This is a genomic window from Rhodoferax sp. P1_F3 (genome assembly GCF_056405715.1).
In genome coordinates this window covers 288,585-312,853 of record NZ_JBFUBO010000006.1, presented here as the reverse complement: position 1 = coordinate 312,853, position 24,269 = coordinate 288,585, and the positions used below count along the sequence as shown (strand labels likewise).

Here is a 24,269-nt window from a genome sequence, read left to right as displayed (position 1 = left end):
GGGTACCTAGACCGGCCAGTCGCATACCCGAGTTACTTAGAAGGAGATGGCAGGACAACCACGTTGTCCGCCCCTGGCGCGCCAAAGGCTTGCTGCTTCAGGATGCCCAACTGGTCGCGCACCCTGGCTGCCTTTTCGAACTCCAGATTGCGGGCGTGCTCCATCATGAGCTTCTCCAAGCGTTTGATTTCGCGGGAAATGTCCTTCTCGCTCATGTCTTCCACCTGGGCGCGCTGCTGGGCGTCGCGCTCCAGGCGATCAGCCTCCTTGCCGGCCTTCTCGCTGTAAACGCCGTCAATCAGGTCGCGCACCTTCTTCACGATGGCGCGGGGGGTAATACCCCGCTCCAGATTGTGGGCAATCTGCTTCTTGCGGCGGCGCTCGGTCTCGCCGATCGCCCGCTCCATCGAGTCCGTGATCTTGTCCGCATACAGGATGGCCCGGCCTTCCAGGTTGCGTGCGGCGCGACCAATCGTCTGGATCAGCGAACGCTCAGAGCGCAAAAAACCCTCCTTGTCCGCGTCCAGAATCGCCACCAGTGACACCTCAGGAATATCCAGCCCCTCGCGCAGCAGGTTGATACCGACCAGCACGTCGAAGGTGCCCAGACGCAAGTCGCGCAGGATTTCCACGCGCTCCACGGTGTCCACGTCGCTGTGCAGGTAGCGCACTTTCACGCCGTTGTCGGTCAGGTAATCGGTCAGCTGCTCGGCCATGCGCTTGGTCAACGTGGTGATGAGTACGCGCTCGTTCTTCTCCACGCGGATGCGAATTTCCTGCAGCACATCGTCCACCTGGCTGGTGGCCGGGCGCACTTCCACCTCGGGGTCTACCAGGCCCGTGGGCCGCACCAGCTGCTCCACCACCTTGCCCGCATGGTCTTTCTCCCATTGCGCGGGCGTGGCCGACACAAAAATGGCCTGGCGCATCTTGGTCTCGAACTCTTCAAACTTCAGCGGCCGGTTGTCCAAGGCGCTGGGCAGGCGGAATCCGTACTCGACGAGCGTAGTCTTGCGCGCCCGGTCGCCGTTGTACATGCCGCCAAATTGGCCGATCAGCACATGGCTTTCGTCCAGAAACATCACCGCGTCTTTGGGCAGGTAGTCGGTCAGCGTGGACGGGGGCTCACCCGGCTCCGTGCCGCTCAGGTGGCGCGAGTAGTTCTCAATGCCCTTGCAGTGCCCCACTTCACTGAGCATCTCCAGATCAAAGCGCGTGCGCTGCTCCAGCCGCTGGGCTTCCACCAGCTTGCCCATGCTGACGAACTCTTTGAGGCGATCCGACAACTCGGTCTTGATGGTCTCCACCGCCATCAGCACCTGTTCGCGTGGTGTCACGTAGTGGCTGCTGGGGTAAACGGTGAAGCGCGGGATCTTCTGGCGGATGCGACCGGTCAGCGGGTCGAACAGCTGCAAGCTCTCGATCTCGTCGTCAAACAGCTCCACGCGGATCGCCATCTCGGAATGTTCGGCTGGGAAGATGTCGATGGTGTCGCCGCGCACGCGGAAGGCGCCGCGGCTGAAATCCATGTCGTTGCGCTGGTACTGCATGCGCACCAGTTGGGCAATCATGTCGCGCTGGCCCAGCTTGTCACCCGTGCGCAGCGTCATCACCATCTGGTGGTAGCTCTCGGGTTTGCCGATACCGTAAATGGCCGAGACGGTGGCCACGATCACCACATCGCGCCGCTCCAGCAGGCTCTTGGTGCAGCTCAGGCGCATCTGTTCGATGTGCTCGTTGATCGCACTGTCCTTCTCGATAAACAGGTCGCGCTGCGGCACATAGGCTTCGGGCTGGTAGTAGTCGTAGTAGCTGACGAAGTACTCGACGGCGTTCTTGGGGAAGAACTCGCGGAACTCGCTGTACAGCTGCGCCGCCAGCGTCTTGTTGGGCGCAAACACGATGGCCGGGCGCCCCAGGCGGGCGATCACATTGGCCATGGTGAAAGTCTTGCCCGAGCCGGTCACACCCAGCAAAGTCTGGAACACCTCGCCGTCCGTCACGCCTTCAACAAGCTGGTCAATCGCCTCGGGCTGGTCACCTGCCGGTGGGTAGGGTTGGTACAGCTCGTAGGGGGAATCCGGGTAGCGCACAAAGGTGCCGGTGCGCACCTGTTCGGCGTCGTCGGTCACTGCGGGGGTGGGCTGGCTGGAGGACATGGCGGCGTGCTCAAAAGGGGCAAAGGTAGAACTGTAGACTAGACCGCGAATCTGCAGGAACCCACCATGCCAAACCCTTCTTTTCTGGGCACCGCCCTCCCCCTGATTCAGGCCCCCATGGCGGGCGTGCAAGGCCATGCGCTGGCCGCCGCGGTGTGCAATGCAGGCGGCCTGGGCTCAATTCCCGCCGCGATGCTGAGCCTGGACGCGCTACGCGCGGAACTCACGCAGCTCACCGCGCTGACCAACAAGCCCTACAACGTCAATTTCTTTTGCCACACGCCGCCCGTGCCCGACCCCGCGCGTGACGCAGTCTGGCAGCAGGCCCTGCAGCCCTATTACGCCGAACTGGGACTGTCGCTGGCCGACATCACCCCCGGCCCGGGCCGCGCGCCCTTCAGCGACCAAGTCGCCGATGTAGTCGAAGCCTTCAAGCCGACTGTGATGAGCTTCCACTTTGGGCTGCCACCCGCCGCCCTGCTGGCGCGTGTCAAAAGCTGGGGCAGTCTGGTGCTGGCGTCCGCCACCACGGTGGACGAAGCCCTGTGGCTGCAGGCCCAAGGCGTTGACGCCATCATTGCCCAAGGCCTGGAGGCAGGTGGCCACCGCGGCCTCTTCCTCAGCGACGACCTGAGCACCCAGGTGGGCACCATGGCGCTGCTGCCACAAATCGTGCAGGCCGTGGCTGTGCCGGTCATTGCCGCGGGCGGCATTGCCAATGCGGATGGCGTGGCCGCTGCCGTGGCGCTAGGCGCCTCTGCGGTGCAAATTGGTACCGCCTATATGTGCTGCCCCGAGTCCACCACTTCCGCCCTACACCGCGCGGTACTGCAAAGCCCTGCCGCGCGCCACACCGCGCTCACCTCTCTGTTCACCGGCCGCCCTGCGCGCGGCATCATGAACCGGCTGATGCGTGAGCTGGGCCCGCTGAGCCCTGCCGCCCCCGCCTTTCCGCTGGCCACCAGCGCCATTGCCCCGCTGCGTGCACGCGCCGAGAGCCAAGGCAGCACAGATTTTTCTCCGCTGTGGAGCGGACAAAACGCCTCGCAATGCCGCAATGTGCCAGCAGCAGAACTCACGCGTGCACTGGCAGAGGGCCTGGCGCGTTAAGCACCCAGAAAAGGCACCAACGCGGTGCCCGGTAAAATAGGGATTACCCGCATCGCAGGCCGCGGTACTGGGTAACCCCCACGACATTCCAATCACAGGACTTTTTCATGTCTCTTTTCTCTGCCGTCGAAATGGCTCCCCGCGACCCCATCCTGGGTCTGAACGAACAATTCAACGCTGACACCAACCCCAACAAGGTGAACTTGGGCGTGGGCGTGTATTTCGACGACAACGGCAAGCTGCCCCTGCTGCAGTGCGTGCAATCCGCCGAAAAGACCATGATGGAAAAGCCCACCGCGCGTGGCTACCTGCCCATCGACGGCATCGTGGCGTACGACAGCGCCGTCAAAGGCCTGGTGTTTGGTGTTGACAGCGAACCCGTCACCTCCGGCCGAGTGGCCACCGTACAAGCCATTGGCGGCACCGGCGGCCTGAAGATTGGCGCCGACTTCCTGAAGAAGCTCAACCCCGCCGCCAAGGTGTTGATCTCCGACCCCAGCTGGGAAAACCACCGCGCGCTGTTCACCAACGCCGGTTTTGAAGTGGGCACCTATGCGTACTTTGACGCCGCGGCCAACGGCGGCAAGGGCGGCGTGAACTTTGAGGGCTACCTGGCCAGCCTGAACGCTGCGGCCGCCGGCACTGTGGTCGTGCTGCACGCCTGCTGCCACAACCCCACCGGCTACGACATCACGCCCGAGCAATGGGACCAGGTGATTGCCGTGGTAAAGGCCAAGAACCTCACGCCTTTCCTGGACATGGCCTACCAAGGCTTTGGCTACGGTATCTCTGAAGACGGCGCTGTGATCGCCAAGTTCGTCGCCGCCGGCCTGAACTTCTTTGTGTCTACCTCCTTCTCCAAGAGCTTCAGCCTGTACGGTGAACGCGTCGGGGGTCTGTCCGTGCTGTGCAAGGACAAGGAAGAAGCCGGTCGCGTGCTGAGCCAGCTCAAGATCGTCATTCGCACCAACTACTCCAACCCGCCCACCCACGGCGGCGCCGTGGTGGCTGCGGTGTTGAACAACCCCGAGCTGCGCGCCCTGTGGGAAAAAGAGCTGGGCGAAATGCGTGTGCGCATCAAGGCCATGCGCCAGAAGCTGGTCGACGGCCTGAAGGCCGCCGGTGTGAAGCAGGACATGTCCTTCATCACCACCCAGATCGGCATGTTCAGCTACTCCGGCCTGTCCAAAGACCAGATGGTGCGCTTGCGCAGCGAGTTCGGTGTCTACGGCACCGACACCGGCCGCATGTGCGTGGCCGCGCTGAACAGCAAAAACATCGACTACGTCTGCCAGGCGATTGCCAAGGTCATCTAACTTGATGACAAAAACAGCTGCTAGCCCCCGTGCAATATGCGCCAGCAGCTCCTGAAACCATAGCAAAGGCGAACCCTTTGACTATGCGTGGCTTGGCTCTGGTGGTGTGGTGGGGGCTGTCCGTGGGGCAGGCTTGTGCGGGGGCCAACCACGCACAGGCCAGCTACCGGGCGTTGGAGAAGATGCCCGAGGTGGCCCACGCCCCCCGGGTCAGCGCTGAGCCGCTGGAAGCCTTTCTCAAGGCCGAGGAAAAAACCCTGGAGGCCCTGCTGGCCAGCCACGAGGCCTGGGCCATGGCCTCGTTGGAAAACTACCCAGCGCGACCGGAGGCCCTGGCCTTTGTGGCCAACCCGGCTCGCAATGACGAAGCCCGGCGCCAAGCCTTTTTGACCGCCCTGCGCGTTGCCCCCAATAGCAAATGGGCGCTGTATGTGCAGCCGGAAGCCCAGGATCCCCCCATCACCAGCGGCCTGCTGGCCTGGACCGACATCAGCCCCCTGCCCGCCAGCAGCCTGCCCCAGGCCAGCACGCGGCAGTTTTTGCCCCTGCGTCCCGGCGAGCTGGTGAGCGCGCTTACCGTGGTGGCCACCGCCACCGACGAACCGGACTACGGCCTGGACGCTTTTCTGTGGGAAGACAGCCCCGGCCCCTGGGGCCGCCAGTACGGGCTGGGACCGCAGCCCTTTGGCAACCCCGCCCTGGTGGCCGACTCTCAAGCGCCCTTCAATAGGGGCTTCTTCTTTGAGGACCGCATGCTGCTGGGCGTGGCGCCCTGGGCCAAGCGCTCGCTGGTGCTGTCGCGCTTCTACCAGTACTCCAGCCTGGCGTCATTGGCGTTTCGTACCGGCCACGACTACTGGGGCTGGCGCTTTGCCGGCCTGGCGCTGCACTATGTGCAGGCCCTAACCCAGCCTTACCACGCCAGCCTGGCGCCCGGAGAATCTACGACCAAGCTGCTGGGCTTCTACGCCTTGGCCCGCATGGGCCTGCCGCGCCTGCGCAACGAGCAGATCCGCCTGATTGGCAACCGCCGCGTGGCGCTGGACCTGGTGCAGGCAGAGTGGCTGGAGTCGGCCGACAAGGCCCTGCAAGCCAGCGACAAGGACCGCAACTACCCGGAATGGAACGACCGCTATGTACGCGACGTGGTGGCCGCCCAGTCGGCCGCGGCCGGCAATCGGGTCCAGGCTACCTTGCTAACCTCTCTTCCGCCAGAATGGGTGTCTGACCCGCAAATCGATTTGCAGTCACCCGAGCGCCCCCTGGCTCTTCTGGAAGACACCCTGCGCAACGAGCCCGCCAAGCGGACGCGGCTGCAGGCGCTACTGGCGGAATGGATGGGCAATTTTGGTGCGCACAGCCGCAACGCCTTACGGGCTATTGTCAAATCCGGCAACCTGTATTAAAGCAATTACTGTTATATTGCACTGCAACATTTAAGAGGTCTCCCCCATGCTGTACCAGCTCTATGAAACCCAACGCTCCCTGATGGAGCCGTTTTCTGACCTGGCTTTTGCAGCGGCCAAGCTCTACAGCAACCCGCTGTCCGTCGTTGGACAAAACCCCTTTGCGCAGCGCCTGTCGGCCGGCTACGACCTGATGCACCGCCTGGGCAAGGACTACGAAAAGCCAGAATTCGGCCTGCGCACCATCGATGTGGACGGTGTGGATGTGGCCATCCACGAGCGCGTGGAGGTTAACAAACCGTTTTGTGAGTTGCGCCGCTTCAAGCGCTTCACCGACGACACGGCCACACTGGACAAAATCAAGGGCCAGCCCGTGGTGCTGATCGTGGCGCCCCTGTCGGGCCACTACGCCACGCTGCTGCGTGACACGGTGAAGACCATGCTGAAGGACCACAAGGTCTACATCACCGACTGGAAGAACGCCCGCCTGGTGCCGCTGCAAGACGGGACCTTCCACCTGGACGACTATGTGAACTACGTGCAGGAGTTCATCCGCCACGTACAGGGCAAGTACGGCAACTGCCATGTGATGAGCGTGTGCCAGCCCACCGTGCCGGTATTGGCGGCCGTGTCGTTGATGGCCAGCCGGGGCGAAACCACGCCGCTGACCATGACCATGATGGGCGGCCCCATCGACGCCCGCAAGTCGCCCACCGCGGTGAACAACCTGGCCATGAACAAGAGCCACAGCTGGTTCGAGAACAACGTGATCTACCGCGTGCCCACCAATTTTCCGGGCTCCGGGCGTCGCGTCTACCCTGGCTTTTTGCAACACAGCGGCTTTGTGGCCATGAACCCCGACCACCATGCCAAGAGTCACTACGACTACTTCAAGGACCTGATCAAGGGCGACGACGCCAGCACCGAGGCCCACCGCAAGTTCTATGACGAATACAACGCCGTGCTGGACATGGACGCCGACTACTACCTGGAAACCATCCACGTGGTGTTCCAGGATTTCAGCCTGGTCAACGGCACCTGGGATGTGAAGAATCCCCAGGGCAAGCTGGAACGCGTGAAACCCGCCGACATCAAGACCACCGCCCTCATGTCGGTGGAAGGTGAGCTGGATGACATCTCAGGCGCCGGCCAGACCGAGGCCGTGCATGACATCTGCAGCGGCGTGCCCAAGAGCCAGCAGCGCCACTTTGAAGCCAAGGGCGCGGGCCACTACGGCATCTTCTCCGGCCGCCGCTGGCGCGAGCATGTGTACCCGCAGGTAAAAGCTTTCATCCTGGCGCACCATGTGCCCGATCTGTATCCGCTGCCTCACCGCCGGATCAGCGATACCTTGGGTACCGCCCTGCCCAAGCCACGCAAGGCAGCACCCCAAACGGCCGCCCCACAGGTCAAGGCAGCCCCTGTTCAGGCCACAAAAAAACAGGCAAAACCGACCGCAAAGCCCGCCAACACTGCGCGGACAGCTAGCAAAACCGTAGCGCGCAAACGCGTCGCACGCAAGGCGTGACACGGAGCGAGCGATGGACGGGGTAACGGCTGCGCGCATTCTCGATGCGCTGCCGCAAACCCAGTGCACCCGCTGCGGCTACCCCGACTGCGCCGGTTACGCCCAGGCCATTGCCGACGCAACCGCCGGTATCAACCAATGCCCGCCCGGCGGTGACGAGGGTGTCATCCGCCTAGCCGCCATCACCGGCCGGCCCGTGGTTCCTCTGGACCCCACCTTTGGCGTGGAAGGCCCACGCAGCGTGGTGTTCATCGACGAGAACTGGTGCATAGGCTGCACGCTGTGCATTGCCGCCTGCCCCACCGACGCCATCATTGGCAGCAACAAGCGCATGCACACGGTGCAGGAACAGCACTGCACCGGCTGCGAACTGTGCCTGCCGGTGTGCCCGGTAGACTGCATCCTGCTGGAGAACGTGAGCGGCACGCAGACTGGCTGGAGCGCCTGGTCGCAGCCGCTGGCTGACCATGCCCGCACGCGCTACAGCGCCAGCCAGGCCCGCCGCACGCGTGAAGAAGCCGAACAGGCCCAGCGTCTGCAAGACAAAGCCGAAATGAAACTGGCGGACCTGCCCGCCCATTCCCAGCACACAGACCCCGCCGTGCTGGACAAAAAACGTGCGGTAATTGAAGCGGCCCTGGCCCGTGCCCGCGCCAAGCAGGCGCCCAAACCCTCTTAACTCGCTACTAGGCTTTTGTAGACTCCGCAGCCGACGTACACATCGTCCACCTGCTGGACAAATGAGAGCTTGGTCTGCACCTTGCCTGTGGCGGGGTTGGTAATTTCATATTCCACCCAGCCCGGGCCCTGGCCTGCCTGGTGGACGATGGATTCGACCAAGGCATCACCGTCAATGCCCGGCACATCCTGAACTCGCGTGCCCACCTTAGCGGGATTGCCGCCAAAGGCCAGGTAGGTGCCCTTGCTGTCTAGCACGAAGACATACATGTCGCGGTCAAACAGGCCACTTTCCTTGGGGGTGACCTGGCGCAGGAAGGTCTCGCGCGAGCCGCTGCGCTGGCGCATGGCGATGGCGCGTTCCACCAGTTCACGCGCCTCGTCGGTCGTGCCCTGCTGCAGCTTGAACACCTCGACCGCCTTGGACAAGGTGGAGGCCCGCTCCTGCAAGTCGGTGGACTGCGCGACCGCACGCTCCACCATGGCCGCGTTCTGTTGAGTGATCTCGTCGAGCTGGCGCACCGCGGCAGTGATTTCGGACAGGCTGGAACTTTGCTCGGCGCTGGAGGCCGATATCTGCGACATATTGACCGCCACCCCGCGCACACCTTCCACGATGCGGTTGATGTTGTCACCCGCCGCGCGAATCTGCGCCACACCTATGGCCACCTGCGCACTGGACGAGGTAATGAGCTTTCGAATTTCCTTGGCCGACTCGGCAGAGCGCCCAGCCAGCGAGCGCACCTCGGAGGCCACCACGGCAAAGCCGCGGCCCGACTCGCCAGCCCGTGCGGCTTCCACCGCGGCGTTCAGGGCCAGGATGTTGGTCTGAAAGGCCAGACCGTCGATCACACCCACGATTTCGTCCATGCGCTTGGTGCTGGCCTCAATCGCCTCCACCGAGGCAATGGCCTGCACCATGCCGCGCGCGCCCTCTTCGGCAGTCTCACGCACGCGCTGGGTGGTGGCGTCAGACTGCCGTGCCACCTGGGCATTGCCCTCCACGGTGGACGAGAGTTCTTCCACACTGGCCGCGGTTTGCTCCAGGTTGGCCGCCTGTTGCTCGGTGCGGCCCGACAGAGCCTCGTTGCCGCGCACCAAGCTCTCCCCGGCATGGGCCACCAGTGCCGAGTTGCTGCGCACGCTGGCCACCATGATGGACACATTGGTCACCATGGAATGCATGGCCAGCGCCATGTCAGACAGTTCATCCTGCCCCAGCACCTGAGGCTTGTGGCGCAAATTGCCACTGGCTGTCTGCTTCATGAACTCCAGCACCTCCCGCAGGTCGGCCATGAAGCTCATGTTGAACGCCAGCATGAAGTAGACCACCAAGAGCACGGCTACACCGCTACCCACGGCGGTTATCCAGAGCATGCGAGTCACATCGCTCAGGCGGCTTTGCAGTTGCTCCTGCACCCCAACAATGGACGAGCGCTGAAACTTGGTGACCTCACCGATGGTCTGGGTACCGGCGGCGAAATAGGTTTGCGAATCGCTGATGGCCGCACCCGCTGCAAAGCGCTCACGCGCCATGCGTGAAAACTCGGTGGTGGCCATTTGCGCCTGGGTCGCAGCCGGGTCTTTGGATCCCAGCTTGACCATCAGGCCCTGCGAGTACTGCGCATCACGCACCAAGGCGTCCAGCGCGTCCAACTGGGAACGCACGCGCGTCGCGCCCACTTCGTCCAGCGTGGGCTGGCTCAGCAGGCCTGCGCCCAGGCCGCGCAGCTTGCCCACCTGCTCGGTCCAGGGGATCACACGCGACACCACGGTGTCCATCAACAAATAGGTCAGCGGGTCGGGGTCGTACAGCAGGCTGGAGCTGTCGGCCACGCCGTAGACAAAGCGCCCCAGGTCTTCCACCAGTGCAGTGTGCTGGGCGAAACTCTCAGGGGCAGACTTGCCCTCGAGCGAAGGCACCAGGCCGTCAATGCGGTTGCGCAGGTCGGCCCAAGCGGCGGGGACGGCAAAGGTAGTGACGGCGCCAAGCTTTTTGTCCAGGCTGTCGCGCGCAGCGCGCAGGGCTTCACGGGTCTTGTCGCGCCCGGCCTGGGCGCCGGTATTGCCCGACAACACCATATTGGACTGGCCGCGGTGGGTCTGGATCTGGCGAATCAGCTCACTGGTGTCATCCACCAGCGCAATGCCTTCCAGTTCGGCCTTGGCAATCTCGATATCACCCGCCTCGCGCATGACCAGCTGCCAGACGATTGCCAGCATGGGCAGCAGCAGCACCGCCGAGAGCAGGCCCAGCTTGGTACCAAAGCGCATCTTGCGCATGACCCACATGCCCGCCGAAAAAACCTTACCCAGCTTCATTGTTTTGTCTCCTGAACCGCATTCCCTGATTCAACCACTGCAAGCTGACTGTAAACCTACCGAAAGCGGCGTAAATGCTCGGAAACCAGCAAGAAACCAGGCTAAATGCCTGCCAAAACGGCGTTCAGGCGGTCAAGGCGGCCACCACGTCCGGCGGCGCCTGCACCAATTCAATCAACACACCCTCCCCCGCAATCGGGAACTCGTCGTTGCTTTTGGGGTGCAAAAAGCAGATGTCGTAGCCTGCCGCCCCCTTGCGAATGCCGCCCGGCGCAAAGCGCACGCCCTTAGCGGTGAGCCATTCCACGGCGCGCGGCAGGTCGTCAATCCACAGGCCCACGTGGTTCAGCGGCGTGGTGTGCACGGCCGGTTTTTTGTCGGGGTCCAGCGGCTGCATCAGGTCCACCTCCACCTTGTAGGGTCCGGTGCCCATGGCGCAGATGTCCTCGTCCACGTTCTCTTTTTCGCTCTTGAACGTGCCGGTGACTTCCAGACCCAGCATGTCCACCCACAGCGTTTGAAGGCGTTTTTTGTCGGGGCCACCAATGGCGATTTGCTGGATACCCAGCACCTTGAAGGGCCTCGTGCTCTGGCTCATACAAACTCCACAATCGCCTGGTCCACGCTCAGGCTCTCGCCCTTGGCGGCCAGCACCTTGCCCACCACGCCGTCGGCCGCGGCAAACAGCACGTTCTCCATCTTCATGGCCTCGATCACGGCGACGCGTTCACCAGCCTGCACCTTCTGGCCGGGCACCACGGCCACGTCCACCAGCAGGCCCGGCATGGGCGAGAGCACGTAGCGGCTCATGTCAGGTGGTGCTTTGTGCGGCATCATCTTGTGCAGCTCCGCCATGCGTGGCGAGATCACAAGCACGTCGATGCGGGTGCCGTCATGCTGCACACGCAGAGCCAGCGGGTTCTTGGGCGTGCCGCGTTCGATCTGTGCAGTGAACGGCTTGCCATTCACTGTGCCGTTGATGGCGATGTCGTTCAGGCGCGATTTGCTGCGAATCACATAGCTATTGCCGCCCACCAGCACGCGGGCAGAGCCGGTCTCGCCTTCAAACTCGTCCACATGCACCGCGGTGTACACGTTCTGGCCATCGGCGGCCAACGTCACCACGGCATAGTCTTTGCCGGCATTCACTGCATAGCCCGGCAGCTGGCCCGTTAGTCCGGTCGCGCGCTCACGCGACTTGCGGCGCACAAAGGCGGCCAGCGCCACCAGAAAATTCGCGTCGTCATGCGGTACGTCTTCGGCATGGAAGCCCTTGCCGTAGTTCTCGGCAATGAAGCCGGTGTTGAAATCCCCTGCCACAAACCTGGGATGCGCCAACAGCGCGGCCTGGAACGGGATGTTGCTGCTGATGCCGCGGATCACAAAGCCGTTCAATGCCTCGCGCATCTTGGCAATCGCTTCATGGCGGTCCTTGCCGTGAACGATCAGCTTGGCAATCATCGAGTCGTAGAACATCGGAATCTCGCCACCATCCTGCACGCCGGTGTCCACACGCACACCCAACAGGTGGTCTGTGTTGCCCTGCCACATGGTCTGCTCTGGGGGTGCAAAGCGCACCAGGCGACCGGTGGACGGCAAAAAGTTGCGGAACGGGTCTTCGGCATTGATACGGCATTCGATGGCCCAGCCATTGCGCTGCACATCTTGTTGTTCCAGTGGCAGCTTCTCGCCTGCGGCTACGCGAATCATCAGCTCCACCAGGTCCAGGCCGGTGATGGCTTCTGTCACCGGGTGCTCCACCTGCAGGCGCGTGTTCATCTCCAGAAAGTAAAAGCTCTGGTCCTTACCGACCACAAACTCCACGGTGCCCGCGCTCTGGTATTTCACGGCCTTGGCCAAGGCCACGGCCTGCTCGCCCATAGCTTTGCGGGTTGCATCGCTGATGAAGGGGCTCGGCGCCTCTTCGATCACCTTCTGGTGGCGGCGCTGGATCGAGCATTCGCGCTCGTTGAGGTAAATCACATTGCCATGGCTGTCGCCAATCAACTGGATTTCGATGTGGCGCGGCTCTTCCACAAACTTCTCGATGAACACACGGTCATCACCAAAGCTGTTGCGCGCCTCGTTGCGGCAGGACGCAAAACCTTCCAGCGCTTCCTTGTCGTTGAAGGCCACGCGCAGGCCCTTGCCGCCGCCGCCGGCCGACGCCTTGATCATCACGGGGTAGCCAATGCCCTTGGCAATCTCCACCGCCTTCTCCGCAGTTTCTATCGCGTCGTTCACACCGGGGATGCAGTTCACACCCGCCTTGCCCGCCAGCTTCTTGGATTCGATCTTGTCGCCCATGGCGCCAATCGAATAGTGCTTGGGGCCGATGAAGATGATGCCCTCTTCTTCCACGCGCTTGGAGAACTCAGCGTTCTCGCTCAAGAAGCCGTAGCCCGGGTGCACGGCCTGTGCGCCGGTCTGTTTGCAAGCGGCAATGATTTTGTCGGCCAGCAAATAGCTTTCGCGGCTGGGCGCAGGGCCTATGTTGACAGCCTCGTCTGCCAGCGCCACATGGCGGGCTTCCTTGTCGGCGTCGGAATACACGGCCACAGTTTTGATACCCATCTTGCGGGCAGTCGCAATCACGCGGCAGGCGATTTCGCCGCGGTTGGCAATCAGGATTTTGGTAAACATTCGAAGTCTCCTATTCGGGAATCAGTTTTTGTGCTTTGCGCAGCGGCGTGAAGTGCCACCAGGGCTGCGCGGGGCCGCCGTTCATGAAGTCTTTGGCGGCCAGAAAGGTGTCGAGAACGCAAGGGTCATGGCGTTGCCCCATGGGTGTGCGCAGAGCCTCATAGGTGGCGATGGGGTCCATGGCCGCCACATCCGCGGGCGTGTTCACGCCGAGGCCGCGCAGATCCCCGGCGATGGATTTGCCGATATTGGGGATGTCAGTCAGCACCTTGGCTTGTGCAGCGTGGGTGGCTTTAGGCATGGCTAGGTACCTCCGGCAGGCTTTGCAACAAGGCCTGCACCAACCGCCGTGGTCTCTCCAGGTCCGGGAAGTGCCCGCAGTCCTCCAACACCACCACCTGCGCGTGTGGAACATCGTGCAGGATGGCATGGGGCTCTGTGTACTTGTGTGATCGGTCTTGCGTGCCCCACAGCACCGTGCAAGGAATGCCATGCAGGCGCGCGGCCTCGGCCGGCTCACGCAGCAGGCCTTGCACCACACCGGCCAGACTGAAACAGCCCCCGCAGCGCAGCGCGTGGCGCGACACGCGCTGGAAAGGCTCGGCATCCGTGGTCTTGGGCAGCGCAATGCGGTACCAGGCCGAGGCCATCTTCTGGCGAAACACGCGGCTCAGCAACTGGCCCAACAGCGGCAGCTTCAGCACTTTGGGCACCACGCGGTCCGTCCATCGGTGCATAGCCTCCAGTGATGGCGTTTGCGACAGCACCAGGTGCTCTACGCGCTGCGGCGCCATCTGCGCCACGCGGATGGCGTAGAAACCATTGGCGCAACTCAACGCCAGCGTGGCCTTGGCCACACCCAGTTGGTCCATCAGTTCCAGCATGGCCTTGGCGCCGCGCTGCAGGCTGTGGTCGTAACTGCTGTTCGGTGCGGAGAAGCCAAAGCCCGGCATATCAAAGCACAGCACGCGGAAGTGCGGCGTCAACAACGCAATCAGTTCCGCATAGTGTTCGATCACGTTGGGACCGTCGGGCGACAGCACGATGCAGGGCTTGCCGCCCCCCGAATCGAACACACGGATGGCCGCTTGCGCGGTGTCCACCCAGCGCACCGGCAAGGCGGCAAGCGGCGCCAGGCGCGCGCGGCGCACTGCGCCGGCACTCAGCCATGCGTCCAACCAGGTACTCCAGCTCGCCATGGTCTTGTGTCTCAGAGCGGAATGTTCCCGTGCTTGCGCCACGGGTTTTCCAGCTTCTTGTCTTTCAGCATCACCAAGCTGCGGCAGATGCGCTTGCGGGTTTCGTGCGGCAGGATCACGTCGTCGATAAAGCCGCGCGCACCGGCCACAAAGGGGTTGGCAAAACGGGCTTTGTATTCGGCTTCCTTGGCGGCCAGCTTGGCTGGGTCGCCCTTGTCTTCGCGGAAGATGATTTCCACCGCGCCCTTGGCACCCATCACCGCAATCTCGGCATTGGGCCAGGCAAAGTTGACGTCGCCGCGCAAATGCTTGGACGCCATCACGTCGTACGCACCGCCGTAGGCCTTGCGTGTGATCACCGTGATCTTGGGCACGGTGCACTCGGCGTACGCATACAGCAACTTGGCGCCGTGCTTGATGATGCCGCCGTATTCTTGAGAAGTGCCGGGCATGAAGCCGGGCACGTCCACAAAGGTGATGACAGGAATGTTGAACGCATCGCAAAAGCGCACAAAGCGCGCGGCCTTGATGGAACTCTTGATGTCCAGGCAGCCCGCCAACACGAGCGGCTGATTGGCCACGATGCCCACCGTCTGGCCGTCCATGCGGGCAAAGCCGATGAGGATGTTCTTGGCGTACTCGGGCTGCAGCTCAAAGAAGTCGCCATCGTCCACCGTTTTGACGATCAGCTCCTTCATGTCATAGGCCTTGTTGGCGTTCTCGGGCACCAGCGTGTCCAGGCTCGCATCCATGCGGTCGATGGGGTCACCACTCTTGCGCACGGGCGCCTTCTCGCGGTTGCTGAGCGGCAGGTAGTTGTAAAGGCGGCGCAACATCAGCAGCGCCTCCACGTCGTTCTCAAACGCCAGATCGGCCACGCCGCTCTTGGTGGTGTGGGTGACCGCGCCGCCCAGTTCTTCGGCGGTCACTTCTTCGTGCGTCACCGTCTTCACCACTTCGGGGCCGGTGACGAACATGTAGCTGGAGTCTTTCACCATAAAGATGAAATCGGTCATGGCGGGCGAATACACCGCACCGCCCGCGCTGGGGCCCATGATCATGCTGATCTGTGGAATCACGCCGCTAGCCATCACGTTGCGCTGGAACACATCGGCATAACCGCCGAGCGACGCCACACCTTCCTGGATGCGAGCGCCGCCCGAATCGTTCAGGCCAATCACCGGCGCGCCCACCTTCATCGCCTGGTCCATGACCTTGCAAATCTTCTCGGCGTGGGCCTCGCTCAGTGCCCCACCAAACACCGTGAAGTCCTGGCTGAACACAAAGACCAGGCGGCCGTTGATCATGCCGTAGCCGGTGACCACGCCGTCGCCCGGAATCTTCTGGTCTTGCATGCCGAAGTCCACGCAGCGGTGTTCGACAAACATGTCCCACTCTTCAAACGTGCCTTCGTCCAACAAGATCTCTAGCCGCTCGCGCGCGGTGAGCTTGCCTTTTTTGTGCTGGGCGGCGATACGCTTTTCGCCACCGCCCTGACGCGCGAGTTCGCGCTTGGCTTCGAGTTGTTCAAGAATGGCTTGCATGGAAAATCCTTCTCGTCTGAAACTGGTGTTTGCTATTTATTTAGGAGCTACTGGCGCAATGGATTCGAGGGCTGAGAGCAGATTTCGTGCTGCAGTGCTGGCCGCCACCTCGCCCGCCTGAACCGCAGCCGTGAGGCGGGGCAAGGCCTCGCGCACCGCCGGGTTGTGCTTGAACGCGTGCTTGAGCCCCGCATCGATACGCTCCCACATCCACGCCAGCGACTGGTTTTGGCGGCGCTGGCTGAAAAGGCCATTGGCCGTTTGCAGGGTCTGGAATTCGGACACCGCAGCCCAGAAAGTGTCTACGCCCGTGCCATGCAGGGCGCTCAGACTAATGACCTTGGGGCTCCAGTGTTTGTTGTCATGGGGATCGTTCGGGTTGCCATGCATGCCGAGCAGCCGCAGGCTGGAGGTGATCATGGCCTGCGCACGCGTGGCCGCGTCGGCGTCAATGTCCGCCTTGTTGATGACCACCAGGTCCGCCAGCTCCATCACACCCTTCTTGATGGCCTGCAAGTCGTCGCCCGCGTTGGGCAGCTGCATCAGCACAAACATGTCGGTCATGCCCTGCACCGCCGTCTCGCTCTGGCCCACGCCCACAGTTTCCACAATCACGATGTCGTAGCCTGCCGCCTCGCAGACCAGCATGGCCTCACGCGTCTTCTCGGCCACGCCGCCCAACGTTCCGCTGCTTGGGCTGGGGCGGATAAAGGCCTTCTCATGCATGGAGAGTTTCTCCATGCGCGTCTTGTCGCCCAGGATGGAGCCGCCGGATACGCTGGAAGACGGATCGATGGTGAGCACCGCCACGCGGTGGCCATGATCGATGAGGTACAGGCCCAGCGCCTCGATGAAGGTGGACTTGCCGACGCCCGGCACCCCGCTGATACCCAGGCGTAGCGACTTACCGGTGTGCGGCAGAAGCGCCGTCAGCAGCGCATCGCCCTGGGCGCGGTGGTCCGCCCGCGTGGACTCCAGCAGCGTGATAGCTTTGGCAATGGCACGGCGCTGCGTGAGGGATTCGCCCCCCAGCAAACCGGCCTGAACCGATGCAGGGGTCACCCGAGTGCCTTTTCAATCTGGCTCAACACATCGCGCGCGCTCACCGGAATCGGAGTCCCCGGCCCGTAGATGCCTTTGACGCCCGCGGCGTACAAAAAGTCATAGTCTTGCCGCGGGATCACGCCGCCGACGAAGACGATGATGTCGTCGGCGCCCTGCTTTTTCAGCTCGGCAATGATGGCGGGCACCAGGGTCTTGTGGCCTGCGGCGAGTGTGGAGACGCCCACGGCATGCACGTCGTTCTCAATCGCCTGGCGGGCGCATTCTTCGGGGGTCTGGAACAACGGGCCCATGTCCACGTCAAAGCCCAGGTCGGCAAACGCGGTGGCTACCACCTTGGCGCCGCGGTCATGGCCGTCCTGGCCCAGCTTGCTAATCATCACGCGCGGGCGGCGGCCCTGCTTGTCGGCAAAGGCTGCAATGTCGGCTTTCAGCGTGTTCCAGTACTCCATGGTGTCTCCATTGGCGCTGTCGTAAGCCGCAGCGTACACGCCGCTGACCTTGTTGGTATCCGCGCGGTGGCGGCCAAAGGCTTTTTCCAGCGCATCGCTCACCTCGCCCACCGTGGCGCGCAGGCGCACGGCTTGGATGCTCAGGTCCAGCAGGTTACCGGTACCGGATTCTGCTGCAAAAGTGATAGCTGCTAGCGCAGCATCCACGAGGGCTACATCGCGTTTTGACCTGATTTCTTTGAGGCGAGCCACCTGCGACTCGCGCACCGCCACGTTGTCAATATCGCGCGCTTCGACCACGTCTTCGCTTTTCAGCTTGTACTTGTTCACGCCGACGATCACGTCCTGGCCGCTGTCAATGCGCGCCTGCTTGTCGGCGGCGGCGGCTTCGATCTTCAGCTTGGCCCAGCCGCTGTCCACGGCCTTGGTCATGCCGCCCATGGCTTCCACTTCTTCAATGATGGTCCACGCCGCGTCGGCCATGTCCTGCGTGAGCTTTTCCATCATGTAGCTGCCGGCCCAGGGGTCGATCACGTTGGTGATGTGGGTCTCTTCCTGGATGATGAGCTGCGTATTGCGCGCAATGCGGCTGGAGAATTCGGTCGGCAGCGCAATGGCTTCGTCCAGCGCATTGGTGTGCAGGCTTTGCGTGCCACCAAACACGGCGGCCATCGCCTCGATGGTGGTGCGCACCACGTTGTTGTACGGGTCTTGTTCCGTCAGGCTCCAGCCGCTGGTCTGGCAATGCGTACGCAGCATCAGGCTCTTGGGGTTCTTGGCGTCAAAGCCCTTCATGATGCGGCACCACAGCAGCCGCGCCGCGCGCATCTTGGCCACTTCCAGATAGAAGTTCATGCCAATCGCCCAGAAGAACGACAGGCGCCCGGCAAAGTCGTCTACGTCCAGCCCGGTGGCAATGGCGGTCTTCACATACTCCTTGCCGTCGGCCAGCGTGAAGGCCAATTCGAGTGCCTGGTTCGCGCCCGCCTCTTGCATGTGGTAACCCGAGATGCTGATCGAGTTGAACTTGGGCATGTTCTTGGCCGTGTAGCCAATGATGTCGCCGATGATGCGCATGCTGGGCGCGGGCGGGTAGATGTAGGTGTTGCGCACCATGAACTCTTTCAGAATGTCGTTCTGAATCGTTCCCGAGAGCTGGTCCTGCGCCACGCCCTGCTCTTCGGCGGCGACCACATAGCCCGCCAACACCGGCAACACCGCGCCGTTCATCGTCATCGAGACGGACACCTTGTCCAGCGGAATCTGGTCGAACAGGATCTTCATGTCCTCGACCGAATCAATCGCCACACCGGCCTTGCCGACATCGCCCGTCACACGTGGATGGTCAGAGTCATAGCCGCGGTGCGTGGCCAAGTCAAACGCGACCGACACGCCCTGCCCGCCCGCAGCCAGCGCCTTGCGGTAGAACGCGTTGGACTCTTCAGCGGTGGAGAAACCCGCGTACTGGCGGATGGTCCAGGGGCGCACGGCGTACATCGTGGCCTGGGGGCCGCGCAGGTAGGGCTCGAAACCTGGCAGCGTGTCGGCGTGCTTCAGCTCGGCCGTGTCTGCCGCCGTGTAGAGGGGTTTGACCACGATGCCGTCGGGCGTGATCCAGTTCAGCGCGTCCACGTTGCCACCGGGGGCGGACTTGGCTGCGGCCTTGGCCCACTGCTCCAGCGTGGCGGTTTTGAATTCAGGGTTCTGGTCAGTCATGGCGTGGTCCGCGGGTCGTTCATGGGCTCCCCCAAGGTGGAACCGGGAGGGTAATCCCGGCAGCGTTTGGGTGGAAGCGAGTTTACATTATTCATAATTATTGATTCAGAATATTGGTTGCAGCTTACAATTCACCAACTTTTTTGAACTGGCCGCCCCACACCGCATGCCCACCACGATGCCTGAAACCCGCCCCGCTGTCTCGCTGGCCCCTCGCCCTCTGTACGAGGAAGTGGCCGAGCTGCTGCGCCAGCGCATCTTCAAGCGCGAGCTGGAGCCCGGCAGCTGGATTGACGAACTGAAGATTGCCGAGCAATTTGGCATCAGCCGTACGCCGCTGCGCGAGGCGCTGAAGGTGCTGGCCACCGAAGGCCTGGTAACCATGAAGGTGCGCCGCGGCGCCTATGTGACCGAGGTGTCGCAGCAAGACCTGGCCGACGTGTACCACCTGCTCAGCCTGCTGGAGAGCGACGCTGCCGGCGTGGTGGCCGCCAAGGCCACCGATGCGGAGCTGAAGGAACTGCAAACCCTGCACAAGGCGCTGGAAACGGCGGCCAAACCGGGCAAGGCCAATACCGACCAGTTCTTCGCAGTGAACGAACAGTTCCACATGCGCCTGCTGCAGATCGCCAACAACCGCTGGCGCGACCAGATGGTGGCCGACCTGCGCAAGGTGATGAAGCTGAACCGCCACAACTCCCTGCTCAAGACCGGGCGCATTGAAGAGTCACTGGCCGAACACCGCGCCATCATGGAGGCATTGGCGGCGCGGGATGCTGCGTTAACTGTGCAGCGGGTGCGGGAGCATTTTGCGAATGGGTTGGAGGCGGCGGAATAGCGTTAGGGCCAATGCGCCCGCTACCGCCTGAACCAAATTTTCTTATATTCAGTTCGATATCCGTTGTCCGGATCAAAATTATTGTTTTGACCCCCATCGAACAGAATCGTCTGAGGGGTTACCAAATGCACCGGAGTGTTGTATCCACTCGGGGCGGTCCCGGACATTGCGCGATTGAGCTCATCCACAATTTGCCAACCATGCAAATTCAGTGGCTCTGGCACGGTGCCGGCCTGGAACTGGTATTTGCGGATTCGCTCGTACGCAGTGGTAGAGCCATCACCCGCCGACAGATTCATGGGGTGGAAGCCCGCCGCTTCAAGCGTTGGCTTCATAAAATCAAAATAAACATCATTGATCGCGAGCGTATGGGTCCATTGCGCCCCATATTTCTGCATGAGCCCTGTCGTCAGCGATGGCATAAGCTGCGCTGCATTTGCCATGGGAATGTTCTCAATACCCAGCAACGTACAACCGCGACAGTTCTTCACAATGCGAGCCATAGCGTCCGACTTTGCAAGTGCGATGGAATACGTTGAATCCGTCATGATGACGATGCCCGCATTGCCCCTGGACTCTAAAACTGCATACAAAGCCGTTGCTTCTGCAACATCTTGAGAATTCGTCGCTACGTTGTAAAAAAGCCCCGGCGCACCGGCCGCCGTACCGCTGGAATGCCAGCCCACCACCGAGATTTTTTTTCTGTTGGCTTCTTTCAACGCAATGGACTGTTCATTTGCGTCAAAACCACCTAAAACGACGCCATCCACATTGGCCTTCAATGCCTTCTGAAACGCCAGGGTTCTCACTTCAATAGATCCCTGACCATCCCAAACTTGACAATGCCAGCCAATGACCAGGCACGCCTCACTCATTCCGTTAGCAACCCCCGACACCCCCCCATTGCGCAGATCAGCGGCTATATAGACCACCGTCTTACCCTGATTTGCGAGAGGACCCGCAGTCGGACCGTCCCACATCTTCTTTCGCGCCAGCGCCCCTAGAACGCGCCGTTCGACGTGCCGGGTGTACTGATCTCGGAAAACGCCAATGTTGGTTGATGCCGCATTGGATGAAGCTTCAGCCTTTGGCGAAGCAGACGCTGTCTGCGCACAGACATACGGCCCCGAAAGGCCGAAGACCAAGGTAGCCCATCCCAACAATAGAATTTTTTTTGCAAGCAATTTCATAAAAATCCGTAAAGCCCTCGCTAAGAGGAAAAATCCGACTTGAAGGCGAGGCCTTTACGCAGCAAGTGCCGACCTGGACAACCGAAAGACGTTGGCGACTTGCAAGAGATCCGCCGCCTGCTTGCCGGTACTTGCAGCGGCAGATGCCATTTCCTCCACAAGCGCCGCGTTCTCTTGTGTGAAAGTTTCCATAAACTTGATGGAATCCCATACTTGATTCACATCTCTGCTCTGGCTGGCTCCGCCCGCATGGATCTCTGAGATCAGCGCGTCGAGAGACCCAATAGATTGGGAAATAAGCTGGACGGCCTCGCCCACCTTCGCAATCTGCGCATTGCCTGAATTAACCCGTGAGGTACTGTCGTCGATCAGTACACGTATGCCCTTCGCGGCATCAGCGCTCTTGCCGGCCAGGGATCGGACCTCTGAGGCTACAACCGCAAACCCGCGCCCGTTCTCTCCTGCCCGGGCGGCTTCCACGGCTGCATTGAGGGCCAATATATTGGTTTGGAACGCGATGGAGTCAATCAACCCGGTGATATCGGAAATCTTTTTCGAAGATTCATCAATGCTCGCCATCGTTTTGACCATTTGATTAGCGATTGCGCGTCCAATTTCGGCTTGCTGGTTTGCCTGCTTGGCCAACGCAGTGGCTTCCACCGAGCTCTTGACGTTGCTCGAAACGGTGACCTTGAGATCTTCAATCGAAGATGTCGCCTCTTCGACGGTCGCGGCCTGACTCTCTGTGCGATTGGACAAACTCAGATTGCCTTGTGCGATTTCAGCGGAAGCCAATGCCACGTGCCCCGCCCCTGTTTGCACCGTCGTCACAATTTCTACCAGTTTCTCCTGCATCAGGCCGACTTCTTTCAAAATTTCAGCCACCTCGTCATGGCCGCTGAACACAACCGTCGAGGTCAAATCACCCGTGCCAATTCGACTGACACAATGCTTGACTTGCAATAGTCCGCGGACCACATACTTCGCTACACGGACACTGGTAAACAGCGACACCAAGAGGCCAAAGAGAAGAATAATTCCCCCTGATAGGTACAGGCGTTTAAAGCCCTGGTTCAAACTGTCGTGGGCCTGCCGTGCCTCTTCCGCTTGCATTTCAATGAGGCGCTGCGACTTGAGGTTCAGCTGATTCACGACCTCCAGGAACTGGCTCTGTAACATTTCTCTTGCGGCCCCTACATCTCCCTCCGAACGGAGCTTGAGCATCTCTTTCTGCAAATTTCCCCAACCATCAATGAGCGTCTGGTGTGCCTTGAACTCAGGGGCCAGCTCCACAGAGATTCCTTCGGCGGTGATGGCGGCAAGATGCTCATTGATCCTCTGTGCCGAATTGGTCAGATCCTTTTGGAATAGCCCCAAGACTGTGCTGCCATCCGAAAAACCAATGGCAATGGAGCGCACGGAGTTTTGCCGAATCTCCTTCTCCAGAGCACCCAATTTTTGGGTCAAAGAGTTGGTCTTCAAGAGGCGGGCAGAGGCTTTGGATATCTCCGATATTTCGTAGGCAGTGACTGCTGCAAAGGAAAAGAAAAAGAACAGAACCGTGCCGAACGCAAGGGTAAGTCTCTTGGCAATAGACATATGCATGGTTCCAATTCCTTTTACATGTGGACTCGGTTACGTCAGGTATTCATTCCCTGAACCAACGACTAGGCCAAAACATAAGATGTCTTCACCGTGGTGTAGAACTCTCTGGCGTAGGCGCCTTGCTCCCGGGGGCCATAACTACTTCCCTTTCGTCCGCCGAATGGCACGTGGTAATCCACACCCGCTGTGGGTAAATTCACCATGACCATGCCGACTTGTGCGTGGCGTTTGAAATGTGTTGCGTGCTTAAGCGATGTCGTCGCTATGCCTGCGGACAAACCGAATGGGGTGTCATTGGAAATAGCTAATGCTTCGTCGTAATCCTTCACACGGATGACGCTGGCCACGGGGCCAAAAACTTCTTCACGATTGATCCGCATGGAGTTCGTACTCTCTGCAAAGAGCGCGGGGGCCAGAAAATACCCCTCTGTCGGTCTTTGCAGGCGCTGTCCACCCAACACCAGCCTTGCCCCCTCGGACTTGCCAATCTCGATGTACGAAAGATCCTGGTCCAGCTGTGCCTGCGATACCACGGGACCGATATCGGTACCGCTCTCGCAAGCATCACCGACTTTGATCCGTTCCATTCGCTTCTGCATTGCCTCGATGAAACTGGGATAAATCTTCTCGGTAACAATCAATCGGCTAGACGCAGTGCATCTCTGCCCAGTCGAATAAAAGCTGCTCTGAACGCTGAGCTCTACCGCTTGCGTCAAATCCGCATCGTCCAAAACGATTTGGGGGTTCTTGCCACCCATCTCCAGCTGCACTTTTTTGAGCTTCTGTGCACAAGTCTGCGCAATGCGACTGCCCACTCCCACAGAGCCTGTAAAACTGATGGCCGACACACCGGGATGATTGACCAATGCGTCACCAATGATCCGACCCGGCCCCATCACCAAATTGAAGACTCCAGCAGGCAATCCGGAGCGGGAAATGATCTCAGCCAGTGCCCAAGCGCAACCTGGCACCTGGTCTGCAGGTTTCAAGACTACGCAGTTGCCAAACGCCAATGCGGGAGCAACCTTCCAAGCGGGGATGGCAATGGGAAAGTTCCATGGCGTGATTAGTCCGACAACTCCGACGGGCTCTCTGGTAATTTCCACACCGATGTGGGGGCGGACCGAGGGGAGCGTCTCGCCAGCCAAACGAAGACACTCGCCCGCAAAGAACTTGAAGATGTGCCCCGCCCTGGTCACTTCGCCAATACCCTCTGGCTTAGTCTTTCCCTCTTCGCGCGCAAGCAGTGTCCCAAACTCTTCCTTGCGAGCCAAAATCTCACTACCGATTTTGTCGAGCGCATCTGAACGGGCTTGGATGCCTCCATGGCTCCACGCCGGAAAGGCTGCAAGGGCTGCGGCGACCGCAACATCGACATCCTCTGCATCCCCTTGTGTGAACTCTCCGATCAGATCGGACAGATTGCTGGGGTTGAGATTCTGGCTTGTCGTGCTTCCTCCGACCCATTCGCCATTGATGTAGTTTTTAAAGATAGTCATGG

Annotated in this window: 18 protein-coding genes; 6 read left to right on the top strand and 12 right to left on the bottom strand. The window is 61.1% G+C overall.

The window, feature by feature from the left end:
- Positions 1–32: 32 nt before the first annotated feature.
- Positions 33–2,159 carry an excinuclease ABC subunit UvrB gene (uvrB, locus tag AC1DZ5_RS12270; RefSeq protein ID WP_477889390.1) on the bottom strand — a complete coding sequence of 709 codons (2,127 nt, stop codon included), beginning with the start codon at positions 2,157–2,159 and terminating at the stop codon, positions 33–35.
- 66 nt (positions 2,160–2,225) lie between these two features.
- Here uvrB and AC1DZ5_RS12265 point away from each other — a divergent pair, with 66 nt between their 5' ends.
- The 5 genes from AC1DZ5_RS12265 to rsxB all read left to right on the top strand — a co-directional run bounded on the left by AC1DZ5_RS12265 (position 2,226) and on the right by rsxB (position 8,198).
- Entirely contained in the window at positions 2,226–3,269 is a 1,044-nt protein-coding gene (locus tag AC1DZ5_RS12265) for an NAD(P)H-dependent flavin oxidoreductase (protein WP_477889388.1), read from the top strand.
- A 107-nt stretch (positions 3,270–3,376) separates the two neighbouring features.
- Positions 3,377–4,585 (top strand): amino acid aminotransferase, encoded by a 1,209-nt coding sequence (locus AC1DZ5_RS12260; protein ID WP_477889386.1) that lies wholly within the window; start codon positions 3,377–3,379, stop codon positions 4,583–4,585.
- An 83-nt stretch (positions 4,586–4,668) separates the two neighbouring features.
- Entirely contained in the window at positions 4,669–5,991 is a 1,323-nt protein-coding gene (locus AC1DZ5_RS12255) for a hypothetical protein (protein WP_477889384.1), read from the top strand.
- A gap of 46 nt (positions 5,992–6,037) precedes the next feature.
- Positions 6,038–7,519, top strand: coding sequence for a polyhydroxyalkanoate depolymerase (locus AC1DZ5_RS12250; protein WP_477889382.1), 1,482 nt, complete (start codon positions 6,038–6,040; stop codon positions 7,517–7,519).
- A 13-nt stretch (positions 7,520–7,532) separates the two neighbouring features.
- On the top strand, positions 7,533–8,198 hold the full coding sequence (rsxB, locus tag AC1DZ5_RS12245; protein WP_477889380.1) for an electron transport complex subunit RsxB: 666 nt from the start codon (positions 7,533–7,535) through the stop codon (positions 8,196–8,198).
- Here rsxB and AC1DZ5_RS12240 read toward each other — a convergent pair.
- The 8 genes from AC1DZ5_RS12240 to scpA all read right to left on the bottom strand — a co-directional run bounded on the left by AC1DZ5_RS12240 (position 8,195) and on the right by scpA (position 19,135).
- The gene (locus AC1DZ5_RS12240; protein WP_477889378.1) at positions 8,195–10,519 is read right to left on the bottom strand and encodes a methyl-accepting chemotaxis protein; all 2,325 of its coding nucleotides are present in this window, start codon (positions 10,517–10,519) and stop codon (positions 8,195–8,197) included. The genes rsxB and AC1DZ5_RS12240 overlap by 4 nt on opposite strands.
- A 124-nt stretch (positions 10,520–10,643) precedes the next feature.
- Positions 10,644–11,117: a VOC family protein gene (locus AC1DZ5_RS12235; protein ID WP_477889376.1), complete on the bottom strand. Its 474-nt coding sequence runs from the start codon at positions 11,115–11,117 to the stop codon at positions 10,644–10,646.
- Entirely contained in the window at positions 11,114–13,162 is a 2,049-nt protein-coding gene (locus AC1DZ5_RS12230) for an acetyl-CoA carboxylase biotin carboxylase subunit (protein ID WP_477889374.1), read from the bottom strand. Before AC1DZ5_RS12230 ends, AC1DZ5_RS12235 begins: the two co-directional genes overlap by 4 nt.
- A gap of 10 nt (positions 13,163–13,172) precedes the next feature.
- Entirely contained in the window at positions 13,173–13,463 is a 291-nt protein-coding gene (locus AC1DZ5_RS12225; RefSeq protein ID WP_477889372.1) for a helix-hairpin-helix domain-containing protein, read from the bottom strand.
- Entirely contained in the window at positions 13,456–14,361 is a 906-nt protein-coding gene (locus AC1DZ5_RS12220; RefSeq protein WP_477889370.1) for an alpha/beta fold hydrolase, read from the bottom strand. The genes AC1DZ5_RS12225 and AC1DZ5_RS12220 overlap by 8 nt, the downstream gene beginning before the upstream one ends.
- Positions 14,362–14,372: 11 nt before the next feature.
- Positions 14,373–15,905: an acyl-CoA carboxylase subunit beta gene (locus AC1DZ5_RS12215; RefSeq protein WP_477889368.1), complete on the bottom strand. Its 1,533-nt coding sequence runs from the start codon at positions 15,903–15,905 to the stop codon at positions 14,373–14,375.
- A gap of 36 nt (positions 15,906–15,941) precedes the next feature.
- On the bottom strand, positions 15,942–16,967 hold the full coding sequence (gene meaB / locus AC1DZ5_RS12210) for a methylmalonyl Co-A mutase-associated GTPase MeaB (protein ID WP_477889366.1): 1,026 nt from the start codon (positions 16,965–16,967) through the stop codon (positions 15,942–15,944).
- Positions 16,964–19,135 carry a methylmalonyl-CoA mutase gene (gene scpA / locus AC1DZ5_RS12205; protein WP_477889364.1) on the bottom strand — a complete coding sequence of 724 codons (2,172 nt, stop codon included), beginning with the start codon at positions 19,133–19,135 and terminating at the stop codon, positions 16,964–16,966. Before scpA ends, meaB begins: the two co-directional genes overlap by 4 nt.
- A gap of 166 nt (positions 19,136–19,301) precedes the next feature.
- Between scpA and AC1DZ5_RS12200 the strand changes: the two genes are divergently transcribed.
- Positions 19,302–19,973, top strand: coding sequence for a GntR family transcriptional regulator (locus tag AC1DZ5_RS12200; protein WP_477889362.1), 672 nt, complete (start codon positions 19,302–19,304; stop codon positions 19,971–19,973).
- 20 nt (positions 19,974–19,993) lie between these two features.
- On the opposite strand, the gene AC1DZ5_RS12195 is transcribed toward AC1DZ5_RS12200, so the two are convergent.
- The 3 genes from AC1DZ5_RS12195 to AC1DZ5_RS12185 form a co-directional block, all read right to left on the bottom strand.
- Positions 19,994–21,163: a substrate-binding domain-containing protein gene (locus tag AC1DZ5_RS12195; protein WP_477889360.1), complete on the bottom strand. Its 1,170-nt coding sequence runs from the start codon at positions 21,161–21,163 to the stop codon at positions 19,994–19,996.
- A gap of 54 nt (positions 21,164–21,217) precedes the next feature.
- A complete protein-coding gene (locus AC1DZ5_RS12190) occupies positions 21,218–22,762 on the bottom strand; it encodes a methyl-accepting chemotaxis protein (protein ID WP_477889358.1) in 1,545 nt (514 codons plus the stop codon).
- Between the two features lie 68 nt (positions 22,763–22,830).
- On the bottom strand, positions 22,831–24,267 hold the full coding sequence (locus AC1DZ5_RS12185; protein ID WP_477889356.1) for an aldehyde dehydrogenase family protein: 1,437 nt from the start codon (positions 24,265–24,267) through the stop codon (positions 22,831–22,833).
- Positions 24,268–24,269: the final 2 nt, after the last annotated feature.